The organism is Chryseobacterium sp. MP_3.2 (genome assembly GCF_035984805.1).
In the GTDB taxonomy this organism is placed as follows: Bacteria; Bacteroidota; Bacteroidia; order Flavobacteriales; family Weeksellaceae; genus Kaistella.
This window is the reverse complement of record NZ_JAXCHW010000005.1, coordinates 102,753-122,960: the sequence shown is the minus strand read 5'-3', so window position 1 is coordinate 122,960 and position 20,208 is coordinate 102,753. Positions and strand designations below refer to the sequence as shown.

The window sequence follows — 20,208 nt, the reverse complement described above, 5'->3', positions numbered from 1 at the left end:
GCGTCCTGTTTAAATTACTAAAAAATAAATTTTTTCTCAAAAGCGTAATTTTTGCGAAATATGTTACAAATATTTTTTGTTACATATTTAATGGTACCAAAAATACATAAAAATTGTTATGATGTTGTTAATTAAATACAATTCTATCGATAATCATATAATGGTTCTTTACTTTTTTGAAATATTACAAAAAAGGCCGAATCAAATTTTGATTCGGCCTTTTTACATCACTCCCTTTTTTAAGGTTTCCAGAAACTCCATTTGCTGCCATTGTAAACGGCCATACGTTTTGCTCCTGCTTTGTTAACATAAACCATCATTCCTGGGGAAGGACTCGGAATAAGCTGTACATCAGCAACAATGGGCAAAATCATGGCTTGAGTCGTAGATTCAAGGACTAAAACGCCGTCTGCAGAAGAAGTACTAGCTCCAATAATGGCTTTAGACGCAGTTTCCACTACGCCTGTGGAAGGCTGATCCGCTAGAGATGCAGTAACATTAGCATCCTGACCGCTTAAATCGATCCAACTTGTTCCATTGTAATATTTCATTCTTGCTGTAGTAGCCATGGTCGCATCTAATATAATTGCTCCTTCTACAAGTGCATTAGATGTGGGCAATGTTCTTACATACGGAACAATAAGCCCTTTATTCTGTCCTGCGGCAAATTCTAAAAGGACAGAGGTTTTAGTGGTGGCAGTGCCAATAGCATTACCGATGATTACCTGAGCATTAAGTCCGGTTAATACTGTTAACAGTATGATTGTGAATATATTTTTCATTTGTGTGTTATTTGTAAATTTTGATATTGAAGTGAGCGATTAAATTGATAATCAATTTATTATTTGATTTAACCAGAATCACATTTTATTTATTATGGACAGGCAGGAGTGTTAAAACAGCTCCAGACACCGTCTGAATAAATTTTTAAACATTTTACCGATGGTGACGTATCAAAAACCATCATTCCTTCTTGTGGAGAGGTAATGGCATTAATTTGTGCCGTAGTCATTCTTGTGATTACAAATCCTTTACTGTTAGATTCTAAGGCAGTTAGCGCTGATTTTCTAACCATCGGCCAATCCGCGCTTGAACCACCGGCTCTTTTTAATAAAGTGATACCGTGCTGCGTATTTGTTCCCGCAGTTGCAGTATTAGGTAAATTGTAGCAGAAACACGGATTTATGGTGACAGTTACTGCGGTGGTAGGACTATAGCAGTTACCTACAGAATCAAAGAAAGATGCATAATAAGTTCCTCCAGCGACCATATTTCCACTAATTGCATTGGCAGTAGTTGCAGGTGAACCGGTATGCCAAGAAAGAGTAGTTCCTGTTGGTTTATTACTTGCCGTGATGGTAGTTAAATTTGCCGTTGTTGCAGGACAAATGTTGCTAAGGGTAGTAGCAGATAATGCAGGAGCTACAGTTCCAGCTAAACACGGTGAACTGATCCCGGTACTCGTAAAGTACACGACATTAATGTAATCATCATAAACGTTATCAACATCTAACAAACTATAGGAAATCTGCGTTTGTCCATTCGTTAAAAAAGAGGCAACATCGTAGAGTTCATCAGAAGCGTTAGTTGTGGGACTATCTCCAAATCCACCAAGCGTGATTAGTGCTCCGTTCGATAATTGCCCGTCATCATAACCACCTGCGGTAGAGGTAACGATAACGGTTGGAGTTGCACCACCAATCTTTAATTGTGAAAGTTGGTTATTACCATTAAAATCTCCTGTTGAGAAACTAATTCCCACCCCCAATGTTGCACTGAAACCCGGTAAAGTTTTATCTATTGCATTCACTAGGAATGATTGAGAAGCTGGAAGTGGTCCCGTTATTAAAGTACCCATCTGAATTACAAAACGACCAAGCGGTTTAGTTGGCACATTCCATAAAATCAAGATTCCTACACCCTCAATTTTTGCAGAGTTGGATCCTTCATTTACAGCAATAGTGGTATTGGTACCTGCAGCTAGTGTATCTAAGGTATTAACCAAAGCAGTTGCAGTAGTGCTTACCTCTGCGTAACGGGTGTAACTAACAAGTGAGGTCCCTGAAACAGTATAAATATTTAAATTTGGGTTTACGCCATTAACGGTAATAGCATTGGCTCCTAATTCAGATCCACCCCGAAGCACATGAGAGTAATATATAAAAATTTTGTTAACCGTTGTTGCACCAGCGGGTTTTGGTGTTGTAATATTGTAAGTTGATGAGGTAGATCCACCTGCGACAGCTGTAATTTCACCTTTTATCTGGGTATTTAGAACCGTGTTAATCTGCGCATAACCAATAGCGTTAAGTAGAAAAAGTAGCGCGACGCTAAACAACAACCTAACCTTATAATTTTTTAGTGTAAAATATAGATTTTTCATTTGTGTATGTGTTTAAATATATGGTTGTTATTAATTTTTTACATCAATCTGATAGTAAATTATAGCGCCGGTCAAATCTCCTTTCGCAAAATAAGTTGCTGGGGAAACTCTAGAAAAATCAAATACTCGATTTACTATAGTGTTATCAGAATTAGTAACATTTGTAGCGATAACTGTTGCCAATAATTGGTTATTATAATCCACTACTTCTAAGGTATCAAAATAAGGAGTTGCCGAATCAAAAGTAAGTTCAGGCTGCACAGATTTAGTTATGGAAAATTTAGTTGGAGAAATGAGCTCTTGAGGAATTTCACTTTTATCAAACAGTGCGAGGTTCTGTGCATTAACTTGTGCCGCACCTGCGATTAAAAATAGCAAGGCTGCGAAAAACACTTTTAAAGTGTTCTTTTTCATTTGAATAATTTGTTTTTTCATCATAATATGGTTTGTTGTGTTGTAGAAAATTGAGAAAGAATTAATTTATAAACTGTTCAGTGTGAATAATTTATAAATTGGACTGATTTCTTTTCTTCAAGAGTAAAAATCTTTACGAAGAATCTTATCTATTAATAAAATACGCTGAAGTAGAAATCAAATGTTTACGAATGTGCAGGCGGTGCCCGAAGAGAGGAACTTCTAAATTTGCAGAGTTGCAAATAAGATAAAGAAGTGTAAAATTGTTGATCAATAGAGGATAAGGAAAAAGCTCTTAAAATTACCTCTTCGACAAAAATTGAAGGATAATACTTATAAATATTTACCGTATTGATTACCGCAATAGAACTGAAATTTAATTTTGAATAATTAAACCAGTCGCTTTGGGGTGACGACTTGTAGAAACTTTGTACACCTTTGGTAATCTTAGCCTGAAGGACCTTCGAAGTCTTTTCAATTTCGTCACGCTTTGCTGTTATCTGTTCAGAAACCGGTGCTGAAGAGACCTTTTCACCGTTGTCTTTTTTATCTGTGGAAATTTTCGGAATCTGGATGACCCGCGCATTAGAAAAATCGGAAGTGCCGATGATTGTGGTTCCATGAGCAACATAAATGATGGCTTCTGGATTATTTTGGGAAATAGCACTATCGGGTATCACAGCAGTAGCATGTGAACTGAAAAAGAGGCTGATTAAAAGAATGACAAATAAGCGTAGCTTATACGTTCTTAAACCCTGCTCCCCCAAAGGTACAGTGAATAAATGTTTTTTCAAAATTTGTGTTGTGTTGTGTTTGAATCAAACATCGAAATATTAGTCCGCTGTTCAATTCCCCACAAATTTACAAATTTTAGAAGTTTAATTCTTATATAACCATCTTTTTTTAGTGAGATTGCGCAGAAAGGGTTAAAACCCCTTGTACAAAACAGGCACTTTTCATCAATTAAAATAATGATAATCATGATCTAAAAATCAATTACGTGATATTCTAAAACTTTCATATCCCAATCAATTTGTAATAAAATGCGGAAGAGTAAAAGGTGAATAATTTAAGATAGATGCATGATAAAAATCTTCCGCTTGTCTGTAAAATAGAAATTTACAATGTCCATGAACAAATTTAAAAGATCAAACTGAAAACCAGTTCAAAAAAAAGCCGCTTCCAAAGGGAAACGGCATTATATAAGGATAACAGGAAGAATTATTTTACTTCTACTTCTGCACCTGCATCTTCTAATTGTTTTTTCAAAGCTTCTGCTTCGTCTTTAGAAATACCTTCTTTAATTGCAGTCGGAGCTGAATCTACCATATCTTTAGCTTCTTTCAAGCCTGCACCAGTTAAATCTTTAACTAATTTTACAACTGCTAATTTAGAAGCACCTGCAGCTTTCAAGATTACATCGAATTCTGTTTTTTCTTCTACAGCTTCAGCACCTGCACCACCACCAGCAGCTACAGCTACTGCAGCAGGTTCGATTCCGTACTCATCTTTAAGAATTGCAGCTAATTCACTTACGTCTTTTACAGTAAGGTTTACAAGCGTTTCCGCTAAGTTTTTTAAATCTGACATTTTAATAATGTTTTAATTGTTGAACGATTTATTTTGATTTGTTTTTGAGTCTAATTACTCTGCACTAGGTGCATCTGTAGCTTCAGTACTTGCTTCTGGAGCAGCATCTGCAGCTGGAGTTTCTTTTGCTTTTACCTCTTCTTCTGCAACTGGAGCTGCTTCTTCCGCTTTCGCTTCTGTAGTTTCCGGTTTGTTTTGTAGGGCAGAAAGTACATTTCTAAGTGGAGATTGAAGCAATGTGATGATTTCACCAATCATTTCTTCTCTAGACTTGATGTTTACCAACGCGCCTAAATTCTCATCACCTACATAAAATGTATCTTGCAAATAAGCAGATTTCAACGCAGGGACTGCAGCTTTTTTTCTGAATCCTTGAATCAACTTAGCCGGAGCATTAGCTGTTTCAGAAATCATTAGAGCAGTATTACCTTTGAAAGACGGGAACATTTCTGAGTAATCTACATCACCTTCCATTTGTTCCATTGCTTTTTGCAGCAAAGTATTTTTTACAACTTTCATTGTAATATTTTGCTTAAATGCTTGTCTTCTGAAATCTGAAGTTGCAGCAGCATTCATTCCTTCAAGATTTGCTACGTAGATCACTTTCGCGTCTTGCAACATTTCTTTTATATCTTGTATTACTAATACTTTATCTTCTTTTGTCATTGTTCTTCAGATTTTAGTTTACAGATTTAGTATCAATTGCAATACCTGGGCTCATAGTAGAAGACATATAAATGCTCTTCACATAAATACCTTTGGAAGCAGTTGGTTTCAATTTGATCAAAGTCTGAATTAATTCAGAAGCATTTTCTCTGATTTTAGCAGCATCAAAAGACACTTTACCAATCCCAGCGTGAATGATTCCGTATTTGTCAACTTTGAAATCGATTTTACCAGCCTTTACTTCTGCCACAGCTTTACCAATGTCCATTGTTACGGTTCCAGATTTTGGATTCGGCATTAAACCTCTTGGTCCTAATACTCTACCCAATGGACCTAATTTCCCCATTACTGCGGGCATCGTAACAATTACGTCTACATCAGTCCAACCGTCTTTGATTTTCTGTAAATATTCATCAAGACCTACATAATCTGCACCAGCTGCAGTAGCTTCAGCTTCTTTATCTGGAGTTACTAAAGCCAAAACTTTAATATCCTTACCAGTTCCGTGTGGAAGAGAAACTACGCCCCTTACCATTTGATTCGCTTTTCTAGGATCAACTCCTAAACGAACTGCGATATCAACAGATGCGTCAAATTTTGCGAAATTTACCTCCTTTACCAAAGCAGATGCTTCTTCTAAGTTGTAAACTTTATTTTTTTCTATTTTGCTTAAAGCTTCTTTTTGCTTTTTTGTCAATTTTGCCATTTCTATTAGTTTTAAGCGTTAGTTGGTTTAGTTCCTGTTACTCTTAATCCCATAGATCTTGCAGTTCCGGCCACCATTGTAAGGGCACCATCTATTGTAAAGCAATTAAGATCTACCATTTTGTCTTCAGCAATTTTTTTAACCTGATCCCAAGAAACAGAACCTACTTTGAGTCTGTTTGGCTCTCCTGAACCTTTCTTTTGCTTACTTGCATCTAAAAGTTGGATTGCAGCCGGTGGAGTTTTAATAACGAATTCAAAAGATTTGTCTTCGAACACTGTAATTACTACAGGTAAAATTTGCCCCGGTTTGTCTTGAGTTCTTCCGTTAAATTGCTTACAAAACTCCATAATATTCACACCTGCAGAACCCAATGCTGGACCTACTGGTGGAGAAGGGTTTGCTGCTCCTCCTTTTACTTGGAGCTTAACCATTTTAAAGACTTTTTTAGCCATTTTGATTTTTTATAAAAATTAATGAATTTATGAATGTGGAAGCATTTATAAATCTGCAAAGGTTATCTCATCTAACTACTTTACATTTCGGATTGCAAAATTAAGAATAATTTTTAATTACACAAGAGATAAACAGTTGATTTTTAGAAAGAATTGCGAAATTAATATATGCATGCTTGCTGAAAAGGCAGCTTAGCTTGCCCCAAAAAAGGTACATGTTAGTTGTCCTTTGTAGGAAAAGCAGTTTAGAAGACTCCACTGCAAAAGGGAACCTTTACGCACTTTAGCAGATTGTTTTCGGATTTTTATGGTACTCGCTCATGTTTATATACTATTTAGAGGAAATATAGCAACCAATCAAATCATATCGCTCCGTATTGTAAGAAACAAATTCGAATAATTTTGAGGAACTCTTCTAACAAAAAAATCGCTCACAAAGAGCGATTTTAATTATATTTAAATCAAGTTTTACACTTTTTCTACTTGCATATAGCTTAATTCCATTGGTGTTTTTCTCCCAAAAATCATCACTGAAACCTCAATTTTCTTTTTATCTTCGAATAATCTTTCGATTGTTCCATTAAATCCATTGAATGGTCCATCAATAACTTTGATGTTTTCTCCCACGATAAATGGAATATTTGCTTCTACAGCAAACTCAGATAATTCATCCATTCTACCAAGCATTCTATTCACTTCAGACTTACGCATTGGTACTGGATCACCTCCTTTTGTAAGACTTAAGAAAGAAATAACTCCGGGAATATTTTTAATAATGTGAGGAACCTCTCCAACAAGGTTAGATTCTACCATTAAATATCCTGGATAATAAGGTTTCTCTTTCGGGACCTTTTTACCATTTCTCATCTGGATCACTTTTTCCATAGGAATAACCACTTGGGTTACGAAAGCTTCGAGCCCATGATGCTTCATCTCGTTCTCAATATAGGTTTTCACCTTATTTTCTTGCCCACTGATGGACTTCAGAACATACCACTTCAAATCACTCATTTAGGAAAGTACTTTTAATTGAACATGTTGATGAAGATTGACAATGTATTTGCAATTGTTTTGCTGAAGACAGAGTCTACTCCAAAAACAAATAATGCTAAAATAATTGTCGCGATAGTTACCACAATCGTAGACGATTGCAATTCTGGCCATTTCGGCCACTCTACCTTGCTGCTAAATTCTGTATAAGAACCTTTTATAAAATCAACTAAGCTCATTATCTATTTTTTGCACGGGCACAAGGACTCGAACCCTGATCAACGGTTTTGGAGACCGGTATCCTACCATTGGACGATGCCCGTAGATTAAAAAAGTTCCGTAAGTTTCCCTACGGAACTTTTAAATATTATTTGGAATTAGTCAGTAATTTCAGTTACTTGACCTGCACCAACTGTTCTACCTCCTTCTCTGATCGCAAATCTAAGACCTACGTTAAGAGCGATTGGCTGTAACAATTCTACTGTAATCGTCAAGTTATCTCCTGGCATTACCATCTCTACACCTTCTGGTAAGAAAATTTCACCTGTAACGTCAGTAGTTCTAACATAGAACTGTGGACGGTACTTGTTATGGAATGGAGTGTGACGACCACCTTCTTCTTTGGAAAGGATATAAACCTCTGCTTTGAATTTTTTGTGTGGAGTTACAGATCCTGCTTTCGCGATTACCATTCCTCTTTTGATGTCAGTTTTTTCAATACCTCTTAATAAGATACCTACGTTATCTCCAGCTTCACCTCTATCAAGGATTTTACGGAACATTTCTACTCCTGTTACCGTTGAAGTTAATTTTTCATCACCCATACCTACGATGTCTACTGCATCACCTGTATTGATTACACCTGCTTCAATTCTTCCTGTAGCAACTGTACCACGACCTGTAATAGAGAATACATCTTCAATTGGCATTAAGAAAGTTTTGTCAACATCTCTAGTTGGAAGTTCAATCCAAGTATCAACAGCTTCCATTAATTCTTCAATTTTTTCAACCCACTTCGCATCTCCGTTCAATCCACCTAAAGCAGATCCTTGGATTACTGGAGCGTTGTCACCATCATAGTCATAGGAAGATAAAAGTTCTCTAACTTCCATTTCTACTAATTCTAGTAATTCTGCATCATCTACCATATCTACTTTGTTCATAAAAACAAGTACATTAGGTACATTTACCTGACGACACAAAAGGATATGCTCTCTAGTTTGAGGCATTGGTCCGTCTGTAGCAGCTACAACTAAGATAGCACCGTCCATTTGAGCAGCACCTGTAACCATGTTTTTTACATAATCGGCGTGACCTGGACAATCTACGTGAGCATAATGTCTGCTTGCAGTTTCATATTCGATGTGTGATGTATTGATTGTAATACCTCTTTCTTTTTCTTCTGGTGCAGAATCGATAGAAGAGAAATCTCTTGCTGTTCCGAATCCTTTGTCAGATAATACTTTACTGATTGCTGCAGTAAGTGTAGTTTTACCATGGTCTACGTGACCGATGGTACCAATGTTCAAGTGTGGTTTGTTACGATTAAACGTTTCCTTTGCCATGATATAAATTATTTATTAATTAATTATTCCTTTTTTCAGTGTGCAAATATAGTGATTTTTTGAATATTGAAAATCTTTTTTTACTAAAAATTTCAGCATTCAAAATACACATCTATTTACCGCATCCTATTTTACACGAATTACGCGAGTGCAAATTTATGAAAAAATATCTGTTTAGAAAAATCTGAAGATAAAACTGAAACAATTAGAGTTTACTTTATATTATTTTGAGTGTCTTGAAAACTTCATGAATAATAGTCATCAGAAAATCACAAAATAAATAAGAGTACGTTCAAGCGTAAAAAAAATCTCTCAATTATTGAGAGATTTTAAAGAGCCAACTATGAGATTTGAACTCACGACCTCTTCCTTACCAAGGAAACGCTCTACCCCTGAGCTAAGTCGGCGAAACGATTAAAAAAAAATCACAAAACATAAAATGATTGTGATTTTTTTTTAGAGCGGAAGACGAGGGTCGAACTCGCGACATTCAGCTTGGAAGGCTGACGCTCTACCAACTGAGCTACTTCCGCATTTTTGTTTCCAAAAACTGTTGGTAAACGGTTTGCAAATTTAAAATAAATTTTAAACTAAACAAGTGTTTTTTATAAAAAGTGGGGAGAGTAGGATTCGAACCTACGAAGTCGTAAGACAGCAGAGTTACAGTCTGATCCATTTGGCCACTCTGGAATCTCCCCAGTATTTTACAAAAAATGAGCCTCCAGAGGGACTCGAACCCACGACCTGCTGATTACAAATCAGCTGCTCTAGCCAGCTGAGCTACGGAGGCAAAGATTTTTAAAGAACTACTTATCTCTTTTTGCGAGTGCAAATATAAGGGAGTTTTTTTTAAACCTACAAATAATTTTTAACTTTTTTTTATAATTTTTTTTTAAGCCAGTTCTTTTTTCTTGATTAGCAGCTTTTTAGCTACTTCTGCGCACTGATCTAAACTCTCTTCAAAACTTGAACTGGTCTTTTTTACTACGATATCATCACCCGGAACGGCCAATAAGATTTCTGCCGTCTTATTTTCTTTATCAGATTTGTTTTCTACCTTTAAGAAAACCTTGCATTCTACAATCTTATCATAGTAGTTTTCTAACTTGTTCAGCTTTTTCTCAATATGCTCTTGAAGCGGCGCGTGTGGAGTTAATCCAATGGACTGTACTGATATTTTCATAATCTACATTTTTTTAGCTCTAGGGTGAGCTTTGTTAAATACTTTTTTTAACTGTTCAATATTGACACTCGTGTAAACTTGAGTAGAAGCTAATGACGAATGCCCCATAATCATCTTCACCTTAGAAATTTCAGCCCCATGCTCTAAGACATGTGTTGCAAAACTATGTCTTAAAATATGAGGGCTTTTTTTCTTCTTAGAAGTGACAAGACTAAGGTAAGAATTAACCAAACGATAGACAAATTTATCATTTAACTTTTTGCCGTTCTTATTAATAAAAAAGTACAGTTGACTCTCTTTCAAGGGCTTTCTCTGCTCTAAATATTGGGTTAAATCTGCACCTAATTTTTCAGAGAAGGGAATTATTCGTGCTTTATTGCCTTTTCCCACAACTTTCATTTCCATTTTAGAAAAATCAACATCATTGAGCAGAAGCTCCGTTAGTTCTGCACGTCGCATTCCTGTTTGATAAAGGGTATCAATGACCAACGCTTTTAAGAAAGAGCCGTTTTCCGGTTTAAATTCTGGTAATAGTTGCTGCTCCATCTCCTCTTCGGAAAATGGAATTTGTTTCTCAGCATAAAATTTTAAAGAAGTGATATTTTCCAAGGGAGAAACTTGCACCTGCCCCACTTTCAAAAGAAATAGATAAAAACTCCGAAGGGTAGAAAGTTTACGATTGATCGATCGCTTAGCGATTTTTTTAGCACTTAACTCCACCATAAAATTTCTAATGACTTTTTTGTCAACCGTTTCGAAACTTTGGTGTGATTCCGTCTTCAACAGGAAATTGGAAAAATCTCCCAAATCTCTTTGATAGCTTTTGTACGTGTTCGGCGAGTATCTTTTCTCTACCGAAATATATTCCAAAAATCTTTCAATCATAAGTATAACAACAAAAAATCACTTCTCAAATATAAGTATTTGAAAAGTGATTAAAGTATTTGGTAAAGAAAATTTTGGCTTAAGCCTGCTCTTCCTTGCTCTGTAGCCTTTGCTTGTGAGCAGCTTTCACATTAGCCTGTCTTTTCACTACAGACGGCTTGTTGAATTGTTGACGACTTCTAAGAGCTCTGATAGTTCCTGTCTTGTCAAATTTTCTCTTGTATTTTTTTAACGCTCTGTCGATGGATTCACCATCTTTTACTGGGATTATTAACATAATTTACATCTCATTTTGGATTGCAAAAGTAGGAAATATTTTCTATATGACAAATTTTTTCCCTACTTTTAAACTTATTATATTTTCCAGATGCAAAATAATTACAAAGTCATTAATGCTTCCGCGGGGTCGGGCAAAACTTACGCCTTGGTACAGAATCTTTTAGCCATTTGTTTGAAGAGTTCTACGCAGGCTAACAAAATCCAAAATATTTTGGCGCTCACTTTTACCAATAAAGCGGCAAATGAAATGAAGCACCGAATCATTAAATGGCTAAAAGATTTTTCATCTCCAAATTACAAAGAAAATTCTGCTTTAATAGATATTCAGCAAAAATTAAAGACCGAAAAAATTGAGGTTTCTTTAGACGAACTTCATCGGCGGTCAAAAAAGATTTTAGATTACGTTTTGCACAACTACTCTACGCTGAATATCGGAACCATCGATAAATTTAATGCCCGATTGGTAAGGAGTTTTTCTTATGAATTAGGACTTGCCCAAAATTTTAACCTGGAAATCAATCCCGAACCTTTCCTCATGGAAGCGGTGGACAAAATGCTGGAAGACATTGGCGAAAAAAATGAGGTTTCAGACGCTTTTATGGATTTTGTGAATTATAGTTTGGATAATAATGACCGCATTAATCTTAATAAAACCTTATATGATTCTGCGAAGGAATATGTGCAAGACAAGCATTATTTTCGACTCAATGACAATAAGGATTTTAACTGGGAAGTGTATGAAAATGCAAAGAAAAACCTAAGGTCATCTATTCAGATACTTAAAGAAGATTCTCTAAAGATTGCCCAGGAATCTTTGGATTTGATGAAAGAAAAGAATTTAGAAAATTCCGATTTCGCGGGTGGAATTCACAGCATCGGTGGATTTTTCTCCAAATTCATGGAGCGGAAAGTTCCCCAATTATACGATGATCGTGTGGCGGAAGACAATAAAGTAAATGCAATTTTGAAAGGTGCTTCCTCTAAATCAAAAAACAGGCAAGAGGAAATTCTGGAAATTATCGAATATCTGGTTAAAAATCGCGCGAAAATAATTCAAAATCACGTTCTAATTGAGAAGAAAGACAAAGTTTTACGCGCGCTTCTGCCTCTAAAGGTTAACAAAGATATTCAAGATCAACTCGGAAAGATTGAGGAAGAAAATGATTTGGTTTTACTTTCAAAATTTAATATCCTCATCCATGAAAATCTCCGCAACGAGCCGACTTCATTTATCTATGAAAAAGTAGGCACCCAATTCTCGCATTATTTCTTCGATGAGTTTCAGGACACTTCATTCTTGCAATGGCAAAATATTTTACCTTTAAAAGAACATGCAAATGCTACGGAAGGTATGAGTTTTACTTTGGTGGGCGATTTAAAACAGAGCATTTATCGATTTCGCGGAGGAGATTCAAAAATAATGCTGGACATCATCAATAAAAAAGAAAATTCCCTGATTTATGCAGATTTAGAAAATCTGGAACATAATTGGCGCAGCGCAAAAAACATTGTGGATTTTAACAATCAACTTTATATTCACTTATCAACGTCTTGTAACGCAGAACACTGTGAAACTTTTGGAAATGGATCTCAGCAAAAATCGGTTTCGAAAGACAATGGTAGAGTAAAGATCAATTTATTAGAGAATGATAAAAAAAGCGTCTTCTACGATTCTGTTGCCGAAAAGATGCAGCAAGACATTCAAGAATGCGCAAACAATGGTTTTAATCTGTCTGACATTACCATTCTTTGCCGCGGTAATTTCGATATTTTCAACTTTTCCCGGTTGTTAGGGAATTTGAAAATTACTTATCAAGGGAAGGAGGATTTTATCAAAACAATTTCGGAATCGGGGTTAACACTCAATTTATCTTCCACTTTAAAAGCATTCACCGAATTTCTTCGTTGGGAACAAAACCCGAAAAACTTTCAGTTTCCGGTGAAAATGCTCTACTATTTAAATGCTTTAGGACGGATTACAATTGAAGATTTTAGTTTGGAAATGATGGAACTTTTAAAATTATCTTCGAAGGCGGAAATGGAAGATTTTATTGAAAACAAATATGGTCTGAAATTAAAAAATAGCGATTTACTCCAACTTAACCTCTACCATTACATTGAGCATTTTTTGCATGAGTTTTCTGTTCAAAATAAGGAAACAGATTTTCTTTTCAATTACTTGGAAATGGTTTATGCTTACTCCCAGAATACGAGTTCTACCTTGAAAGAATTTTTAAAATTTTGGGACGAAGAAGCCAATGCAAAGACCATTCAATCCTCTGATAATCTAGATGCAATCAACTTGATGACCATTCACAAAGCTAAAGGTTTGGAATTTCCTGTTGTTTTTCTACCAATGGAAAACACCAATAAAGATGGAAAATTTAGCGATTGGTTATCAATTTCTGAGGAGAAAGGTTTAGCTGCAGTCAACATTAATTCCTTTGAAAAATCTCTATTGATTTATGATGCAGAGATGGAAAACTTTAATAACGAAAACACCTATCAAAATAAAATTGATCGATTTTGTCTGCAATATGTTGCCACAACCAGAGCGGTGGAGCAATTGTATTTCTACCTTCAAAAACCCAATAAAACACAGAATCATTTAGAAATATTTGACTTTTTAGAATCTCAAATACCGAAAGATGAAAGCGGTGAATGGGTAGAAAGTTTTGACTTTTACGCAGTTTCTAAAGAAGATTTGAAAAAGAAAAAGACTAAAAAAGAGGCGGAACTCTTAACCAAGTCAATTGTTTTTAAAGCAGAAAAAGAAGTTCGTCCCAACTCCATAAAGATTGCGACCCCTTCAAAAAGCTACCAAAACAGAGTGGAAAAAGTGCGGATTGGTATTTTCACGCATGAAATTCTTTCCAAGATTAATTCGGAAAAAGACATTGAAAACACCTTGCAATCTTATCTTTTAGAAGGAACAATCACCAAGGCAGAAAAGTTAGAAATTACAAATCAACTGCTTTCCATCATTCAAAATGTGCTTTATGAAAAGTATTTCCAAGAGCATTTGAAAGTGATTAATGAGAAAGACATCATGATTTCCGCAAATGGAGAATCAAAAATGTACAGACCAGATCGTTTGATAGAGGCGGAAGAAGGATTTATTATCATTGATTTTAAAACTGGTGAGGAAAAAGAAAAACACCAAAATCAGATTGAGGAATATCAAAATGTCTTAGAAAAATTAGGTAAAAAAGTAATTGAGAAAACCTTAATTTACGTGTAAACGAAAACCTGTCTTCACGGAGACAGGTTTAATTTTTGAAAAGAAATAATGAAATATTATTTTTTTACTGCAGTTACTACTTGCGCTTCAAGCTTTGTAATGTTGTCATAGATTTGCTTAAAAGCTGGGAAATATTCGGCTGGGAAAACAGAATCGTCAATCTTTACCGTGGTTTCTACCGTTAATTTATTTCCGGTTTGCTGCACATCATAAGTATATTGCAAGGCGTTATCTTCTGTCCGGAACTTTTTAGATTTCGGCACATTTTCAAAAACATAATTATCTGGAATGGTTATAGTCACTTTTTTCACACGGTCAAAGGAGGAAACAAATTCCAGAGGCGCTTTTCTCGTTTCGGTTTGATCAAAGTTATGATTCTGAGAATAAAGAAAAAGCAATGGATTGAAAACCAATTTACTCCCTAAAACATCCGTAAAAGTATCTGCGCTAAAATCAAAACTTGATTCGAAATCTCGATTTTCTAGGGCACCTTGTTTAAAATTAGAAAAGGGAAATTTATATTCGTCTTTATAGTTTTTCGCGAATTTATCCTTGTCTTCTTCGTAGCTTTCATTCACCATCATTCCAAATAACTTGGTATCACGGTCTGCAAAATGACCCTCAAAACTACCATCTGCATTCATTTTAGCATCTACGGTAAGAAATGTTTTGCTCTTTTCTGGGAATACAATATTAATTTGCTTAGCATCATCTTTCGGCATAAAAAAGCCGAAGTAATTTAAAGCGCGTGGTGAAATCATGTTGATATCACTTTGCTTGGAGGTTGCATCTAATACAAAGAAATTTTCATTTTCCAAAAAAGAAGCAGCCACGAAATTTAATTGTGCCATAGAGGGAAGATAATCTGTTAACATTCCTCTTCTGGTAGTGGCTAGAACGATAGGTTGCGCATCTATATCAGCACTTTTTAAAAGTAAAATCAATAATATATTTAGTTCCGCGGTATTACCAACTTTGGTGTTGAGTAGATTTTTAATTCCTTTGTCTGTTACTACATCATCTTCTTTGTTCCAAGTGTAATTTTTTTGAACGTACCTTAAAACAGCTCGCGCGCGCTCTAATTTCACGGGCATCGATTTAATATCTGCGGGCAGAAGATCTTTTACCAGACTGTTTCTATTCAATTCTGTACCGAAGTTTTCATTCTCATACAATCTTTTGCTGATATCTTTCCAAGAAATTGAGTAGGATTTTAATTGATTATTAAACAGTGTTGAATTCAATTCAGCTTTAATTCCTGTCTTGTAGTTATCGCTATTCCGGACATACTTCTCTTCTTTATAGGGTGCCACATTCTCATAACCAAAGCGATAGACTTTGTACTCTCCACCGTACAGAATTTTTTCTCCCATATCCCGAAAAGTAGGAACAAGATTTCCCTTGTAATTAATGGAATAACCTAAAGGTTTTGCCGTATCGAAAACATACTCAATATATTTAACCGGAATTTTATCTTCGATCAAAATCCGAGGTGTGGAACCGAGAAAAGGTGTGAAAATTTTATAAGAATATTCTACAACCGACCCATCTTTTACATTAGGAAATGCAAATTTTGTAATAGAATAATTTTTATCTTCTTTAGATGCATATTTCTCATCTCGCTCTACTTTAGTGGCTTCAATTTTTCCGTCTTGCAGATTGTAGGTAAATGCTTTCAGATTACTCAAAACCTCTCTCGATCCTTTCTTATTATCATACAATGAGATTTGATGATCCAAATAATCTCCGGCATTGTCTTTATCATAAATTTTAATGCGGCTTACAATTTCTTGCGTCAGATACCCATCATAATCCACCAAAAAATGTACTGAGCGATAAAGTATTTCCGCGGGAACATCTGGATATTTCACAGACTTCACACTGGCAAGATCCGCATCTGATATTTTTGGAGTGTTTAGAAATTTGTTTTGTGCAGTAAACAGTCCTGCCTGCAGTAGAATCAGTAAATAAAATAAATGTTTTATCATAGTTTTGTAATAAGAATTTTAGTATTGTCAAAGCTGGCTGTTTTTTTACGAAAAGCCAGATATTCACTGTATTTTTCTTTAGGATAAAGTCCTTTTTTGATGGTTAAAATCCGGTGAACTGAAAGTTTTTGGTCTATTAAAGTAAAGTTGATGCTATATGATCCGAACTCTGTAGTAAATTCCGTAGGAGTAGGAATTTCTGAAAATTTGTAGTCCACGGGAATGCTGTACTCAATTTCATAATCATCTTGAAAAGGGAAAGCATTTTCAAAGGGAAGTTTACGTTCCTCGTTCGAAGAAAGCATCATTGCTTGATAATAGGGCATTACAGGAAAGAACAAATCCGACCCCAGCTTTTTCGAGAAGCTATTTGCCTTTAGTTTTAAATCATAATGTATTTTTGCGAGATCCTTATCATTCTTTAAATTCAAAACATCTAATTCATCAATTTTCAGATTGTAGTATCTGTTTTTCAACGCATCATTGACCTCGTCATTTTTTAAAGTGAACAGTGGTAAATTACCGTCATACTGTCCTCCAGAAAATTGGAAATTAGCAGTAGAATTCATACTCCCATCACTAAGAATTTGGATTTTTCCTAAGAGCTTTTCTTTGCTTTGTTGCGGTTCATAAATGGGTGTATCAATGATTTCTATACCATCTTTTTTTACAGCCAAGACATTTCTGTTGTGAGAAGAATAGAATAAATGATTATAAGCTACTTTCTGAGAAGTGTTTTCTAACCAAATAGTTTCTTTTTCAGTGGGAACCATTAAGATCACATGATTTCCGGATAGTTTGGGGAAATTTTTATCAAAACTAAAAACGGTTTGATCATCATAAATCACTGCATAATGAGAAGGGATCCCCGCTGCAGTTAACATGGTGTGCATATAATTCGTCAAAGCTTTACAATCTCCGTAACCTTTTTTACTAACCTCAGCTGCAGACATTGGTTGCCACCCACCGATTCCCATGGCAATTAAAACATAGCGTGTTTTATTTTGAAGATATTGGTAAATGGTTTTCACTTTTTCAGACGTAGTTCCCGTTAAATTCAAGGCGTTTACTTCGGCCGAAATTTCTGGCGTTACCATAGAAACGGGAGATAAAAGTTTATCATAATACCATTTCCCGAAACTGTCCCAACTCGTCATATCTCCCTGATTACCTTCCAACGTAAACTTTTCTGGAGAAAATTCTACATTGGGAATTAGAGAAGAGATACTGGGAGATAAATCTTCCTGAGTGATTGCAGGAATATTAGAGTAAGAATATGTCCAAACATCAGAAGCCTCAGAAAATGAAACTTTTGCCAAAGGTTTGTTGTTAATTTTGGTGCGTATTTTAATGCCCGATGGATTTCGGATAGAGAATACACTTTTTTCCACGGCCACACCGTAGGCGCTCATCGGACGAAAATTACTGAGATATACGGTGTTCGAAGTATTCACCTCATAGGAAGATTTTACAGTGTAAGGATATTTAGTCGACATGGGTTTTAAGACTAAAATTCGGTCATCTACATACAAAGCAGCACTGGGATTGTGCGTGTAATCGGAAAAATCTTTTTTGGTATAAGTTTTCATCAGTTTACCCGAACTATCAAATAATTCAACTTTGATATTACTGACTTTGGTAGTAGGATTGTAAGGAATTACGACTGTTGCGTTTTCATTTCCGCCACTACTTAATATAGTGATGGCCAAGGAATTTTTAATTTCCATGTCATTAACGGACTTCAAAATGTAATCCTCAGATTCTTCTCTAACAACGGTATTGGCTCCAGATAATAAACTTTCTGGAATGTTGGCCGAATTATAATCTTGAGAATAATGAAATAGGGAAAGAATTAAGGAAAAAAGGAAATATATTTTCTTCATATGTTAAATGTAAATATAATTTGTTAATCGCTTAATAATATTATTGAAAATAGCTTAAGACAATCTTTTCAAATGTATCACAATTCTCTAATGTAGGCAATAAAAAAAGCGGAAATAAAATTTCCGCTTCATGTAAAAAAAAACTTAAACTATAAACTACCTAACCTGTTGCATTTTACTCATCTTTCTGCCTTTCTTCTGCATTTTTTCTTTTTTGTTGGCTTCCCACTTTGTGTATTGATCTGCGGTTAGAATTTTTTTCATTTCAGCATTATGCTGAGCACGCTTGGCTTTCATTTCCGCCATTTTTTCTCTTCGTTCCGCTTGTTTTGCAGGAGCATTGGCTTTTCTCTCTGCCATATTTTTGTCTTGTAGTGACTTAATTCTGTCCATTTGTGCAGAAGTCAAGTTCAATTCCTGCTTCATCATCTGCATATTTTCCTGTCTTTTCTGTTCCATATGCGCTGGATTTTTTTTAGTCATTTTACTAGTTTCCTGTGCCATTGCAAATGTTCCGAAGGCGATCATTGCTGCGCTTAAAATAATTTTTTTCATTGTTTTATTAATTTTATCTTGGTGTTGATGTTTGGATAATAAATTTGAAAATAAGTTAAAGCTTAAGATGATAATTAATTGTTAAAATCAGGTTTCGAGCAATAATATTAATAAAATGTTAACAAAACTTTTCAGAAACCTTAAATAGACTTGCATTTGAGTCTTCCTATTTCTTGCCAATAAAAAAAGAGCTGTTTTTGTTCAGCTCTCTCCTATTATTTTCAAAATCTAAATTTATTTAGAAGTAAACCTAAAACCTGAACTTCTTGAACTCGCTGAGGGCGCTGCAGGAGTTGGCCTAGACATTTCTCTGTTGCCAGAATTATTTTCTAACCTTCTCTCTGGTGCTGCATGTATGTTCCCAGAATTTCCATTTCGAAAACCACTGTTTTGTGGAGCCGAAGGTTGCGGTTTCGAAACAGAGTTTTGATTTCTGAAACCATTACTTTTCGGTGCAGTACGTTCTGTTTTGGTTGCTGCATCATTCCTAAATCCACTGTTTCCATTACTTTGCGTATTTGCATTTGGAGCAGAGGTGTTATTTCTAAAGTTACTTCCTTTTTCGATATTATTAGAAGCATCATTATTTCTGAAACCGTTAATCTGCGGTGTTGTATTCCAGTTTCCATTTCCTTGCTTTGGCGTATCCCGGAAGCCGTAATTATTTCTCGGGTTACTTTGATGGTATTGATTTCTATCAACTCTATACCGATTAACATTTACATTTCTATATCTCGGTACCACATATACTACCGTAGAATAATGTTGTCTTCTGTAATTTCTGTAATAATTCACAGGGCTGTATCCATTATAGTAGCTGTTTTGAAAAACAACGAAAGCTTGTGGACCCAAAATTCTTTCTAATGCATAGAAGCGATCATAATACCACCGGTCTGGATTGTATCTGTAATTAAAATCCCAACTATTAAATGAAGGATAAAGTTCATTCAGCATTATAATTTGTTGAATTTGCCAAGGTGCCAAACGGTTAATGGAAAAGAATCTGTTCCAGTTTACGTCATTGATACTTCTTCTGTAATCATTATAAGAATTTTCATAAAAATTATTGGTGTAATAATCATTAGGATACTCATAGTAATAATCATCGGGAAAATAGTAAGCATCTTCATTATCTCCATAATAGTTACTGTAGTCATTACTAGCTGGATAATAGTCTGGATACTGCTGCGCGGAAATCAATGCTGATAAAAACACCGAAAATCCCAAAAATATTTTTTTCATTGTAAAATCTTTATTTGTTAGTTGAGAATAAGAGAAAAACGTGCCATTAATATCAGTTAATACATTGAAAGACAATAATTTAAAGCGTCAATATCATTACTCAACACACTTTTGATTACAAAAAAGAAAGGAAGTTAAAACCGAGGTTTCAACTTCCTTTTATAAATTGATAAACGATTGATT

General features: G+C 35.1%; 19 protein-coding genes and 5 tRNA genes. 1 reads left to right on the top strand and 23 read right to left on the bottom strand.

The window, feature by feature from the left end; translation table 11 throughout:
• Positions 1-239: 239 nt before the first annotated feature.
• From RCH13_RS08405 to rpsU, 19 genes are all read right to left on the bottom strand, one after another.
• Positions 240-782 carry a hypothetical protein gene (locus RCH13_RS08405; RefSeq protein ID WP_326986790.1) on the bottom strand — a complete coding sequence of 181 codons (543 nt, stop codon included), beginning with the start codon at positions 780-782 and terminating at the stop codon, positions 240-242.
• A 92-nt stretch (positions 783-874) separates the two neighbouring features.
• Entirely contained in the window at positions 875-2,383 is a 1,509-nt protein-coding gene (locus RCH13_RS08400) for a hypothetical protein (RefSeq protein ID WP_326986789.1), read from the bottom strand.
• A gap of 30 nt (positions 2,384-2,413) precedes the next feature.
• Positions 2,414-2,821 carry a hypothetical protein gene (locus tag RCH13_RS08395; protein ID WP_326986788.1) on the bottom strand — a complete coding sequence of 136 codons (408 nt, stop codon included), beginning with the start codon at positions 2,819-2,821 and terminating at the stop codon, positions 2,414-2,416.
• A gap of 161 nt (positions 2,822-2,982) precedes the next feature.
• Positions 2,983-3,591: a hypothetical protein gene (locus RCH13_RS08390; RefSeq protein ID WP_326986787.1), complete on the bottom strand. Its 609-nt coding sequence runs from the start codon at positions 3,589-3,591 to the stop codon at positions 2,983-2,985.
• A gap of 427 nt (positions 3,592-4,018) precedes the next feature.
• Entirely contained in the window at positions 4,019-4,387 is a 369-nt protein-coding gene (gene rplL, locus RCH13_RS08385; protein WP_326986786.1) for a 50S ribosomal protein L7/L12, read from the bottom strand.
• Positions 4,388-4,441: 54 nt separating this feature from the next.
• Positions 4,442-5,053: a 50S ribosomal protein L10 gene (gene rplJ / locus RCH13_RS08380; RefSeq protein ID WP_326986785.1), complete on the bottom strand. Its 612-nt coding sequence runs from the start codon at positions 5,051-5,053 to the stop codon at positions 4,442-4,444.
• Positions 5,054-5,066: 13 nt separating this feature from the next.
• Entirely contained in the window at positions 5,067-5,759 is a 693-nt protein-coding gene (gene rplA, locus RCH13_RS08375; protein WP_326986784.1) for a 50S ribosomal protein L1, read from the bottom strand.
• 11 nt (positions 5,760-5,770) lie between these two features.
• Positions 5,771-6,214, bottom strand: coding sequence for a 50S ribosomal protein L11 (gene rplK / locus RCH13_RS08370; RefSeq protein ID WP_326986783.1), 444 nt, complete (start codon positions 6,212-6,214; stop codon positions 5,771-5,773).
• A gap of 468 nt (positions 6,215-6,682) precedes the next feature.
• A complete protein-coding gene (gene nusG, locus RCH13_RS08365) occupies positions 6,683-7,225 on the bottom strand; it encodes a transcription termination/antitermination protein NusG (protein WP_326986782.1) in 543 nt (180 codons plus the stop codon).
• 14 nt (positions 7,226-7,239) lie between these two features.
• Positions 7,240-7,443, bottom strand: coding sequence for a preprotein translocase subunit SecE (secE, locus tag RCH13_RS08360; RefSeq protein WP_326986781.1), 204 nt, complete (start codon positions 7,441-7,443; stop codon positions 7,240-7,242).
• Positions 7,444-7,456: 13 nt separating this feature from the next.
• Positions 7,457-7,527 (bottom strand) — tRNA-Trp (locus RCH13_RS08355).
• 54 nt (positions 7,528-7,581) lie between these two features.
• Positions 7,582-8,769 (bottom strand): elongation factor Tu, encoded by a 1,188-nt coding sequence (gene tuf, locus RCH13_RS08350; RefSeq protein ID WP_326986780.1) that lies wholly within the window; start codon positions 8,767-8,769, stop codon positions 7,582-7,584.
• Positions 8,770-9,104: 335 nt separating this feature from the next.
• Positions 9,105-9,176: transfer RNA gene (locus RCH13_RS08345), tRNA-Thr, on the bottom strand.
• 53 nt (positions 9,177-9,229) lie between these two features.
• Positions 9,230-9,302 (bottom strand) — tRNA-Gly (locus RCH13_RS08340).
• An 82-nt stretch (positions 9,303-9,384) separates the two neighbouring features.
• Positions 9,385-9,467: transfer RNA gene (locus tag RCH13_RS08335), tRNA-Tyr, on the bottom strand.
• Positions 9,468-9,485: 18 nt separating this feature from the next.
• Positions 9,486-9,559: transfer RNA gene (locus RCH13_RS08330), tRNA-Thr, on the bottom strand.
• A gap of 102 nt (positions 9,560-9,661) precedes the next feature.
• Positions 9,662-9,952 (bottom strand): ribosome hibernation-promoting factor, HPF/YfiA family, encoded by a 291-nt coding sequence (hpf, locus tag RCH13_RS08325; RefSeq protein WP_326986779.1) that lies wholly within the window; start codon positions 9,950-9,952, stop codon positions 9,662-9,664.
• A gap of 3 nt (positions 9,953-9,955) precedes the next feature.
• Positions 9,956-10,837, bottom strand: a complete 882-nt coding sequence (locus RCH13_RS08320; RefSeq protein ID WP_326986778.1) for a tyrosine-type recombinase/integrase — start codon at positions 10,835-10,837, stop codon at positions 9,956-9,958.
• A gap of 79 nt (positions 10,838-10,916) precedes the next feature.
• Positions 10,917-11,114: a 30S ribosomal protein S21 gene (gene rpsU, locus RCH13_RS08315; protein WP_326986777.1), complete on the bottom strand. Its 198-nt coding sequence runs from the start codon at positions 11,112-11,114 to the stop codon at positions 10,917-10,919.
• 90 nt (positions 11,115-11,204) lie between these two features.
• Here rpsU and RCH13_RS08310 point away from each other — a divergent pair, with 90 nt between their 5' ends.
• Positions 11,205-14,357 carry a UvrD-helicase domain-containing protein gene (locus RCH13_RS08310; RefSeq protein WP_326986776.1) on the top strand — a complete coding sequence of 1,051 codons (3,153 nt, stop codon included), beginning with the start codon at positions 11,205-11,207 and terminating at the stop codon, positions 14,355-14,357.
• Positions 14,358-14,413: 56 nt separating this feature from the next.
• Here RCH13_RS08310 and RCH13_RS08305 read toward each other — a convergent pair whose 3' ends face one another.
• The 4 genes from RCH13_RS08305 to RCH13_RS08290 all read right to left on the bottom strand — a co-directional run bounded on the left by RCH13_RS08305 (position 14,414) and on the right by RCH13_RS08290 (position 20,025).
• Entirely contained in the window at positions 14,414-16,345 is a 1,932-nt protein-coding gene (locus RCH13_RS08305) for a DUF3857 domain-containing protein (protein ID WP_326986775.1), read from the bottom strand.
• A complete protein-coding gene (locus RCH13_RS08300; protein ID WP_326986774.1) occupies positions 16,342-18,228 on the bottom strand; it encodes a DUF3857 domain-containing protein in 1,887 nt (628 codons plus the stop codon). Before RCH13_RS08300 ends, RCH13_RS08305 begins: the two co-directional genes overlap by 4 nt.
• A gap of 156 nt (positions 18,229-18,384) precedes the next feature.
• Positions 18,385-18,783, bottom strand: a complete 399-nt coding sequence (locus tag RCH13_RS08295; RefSeq protein WP_326986773.1) for a hypothetical protein — start codon at positions 18,781-18,783, stop codon at positions 18,385-18,387.
• A gap of 234 nt (positions 18,784-19,017) precedes the next feature.
• Positions 19,018-20,025: a hypothetical protein gene (locus RCH13_RS08290; RefSeq protein WP_326986772.1), complete on the bottom strand. Its 1,008-nt coding sequence runs from the start codon at positions 20,023-20,025 to the stop codon at positions 19,018-19,020.
• Between the last annotated feature and the right edge of the window lie 183 nt (positions 20,026-20,208).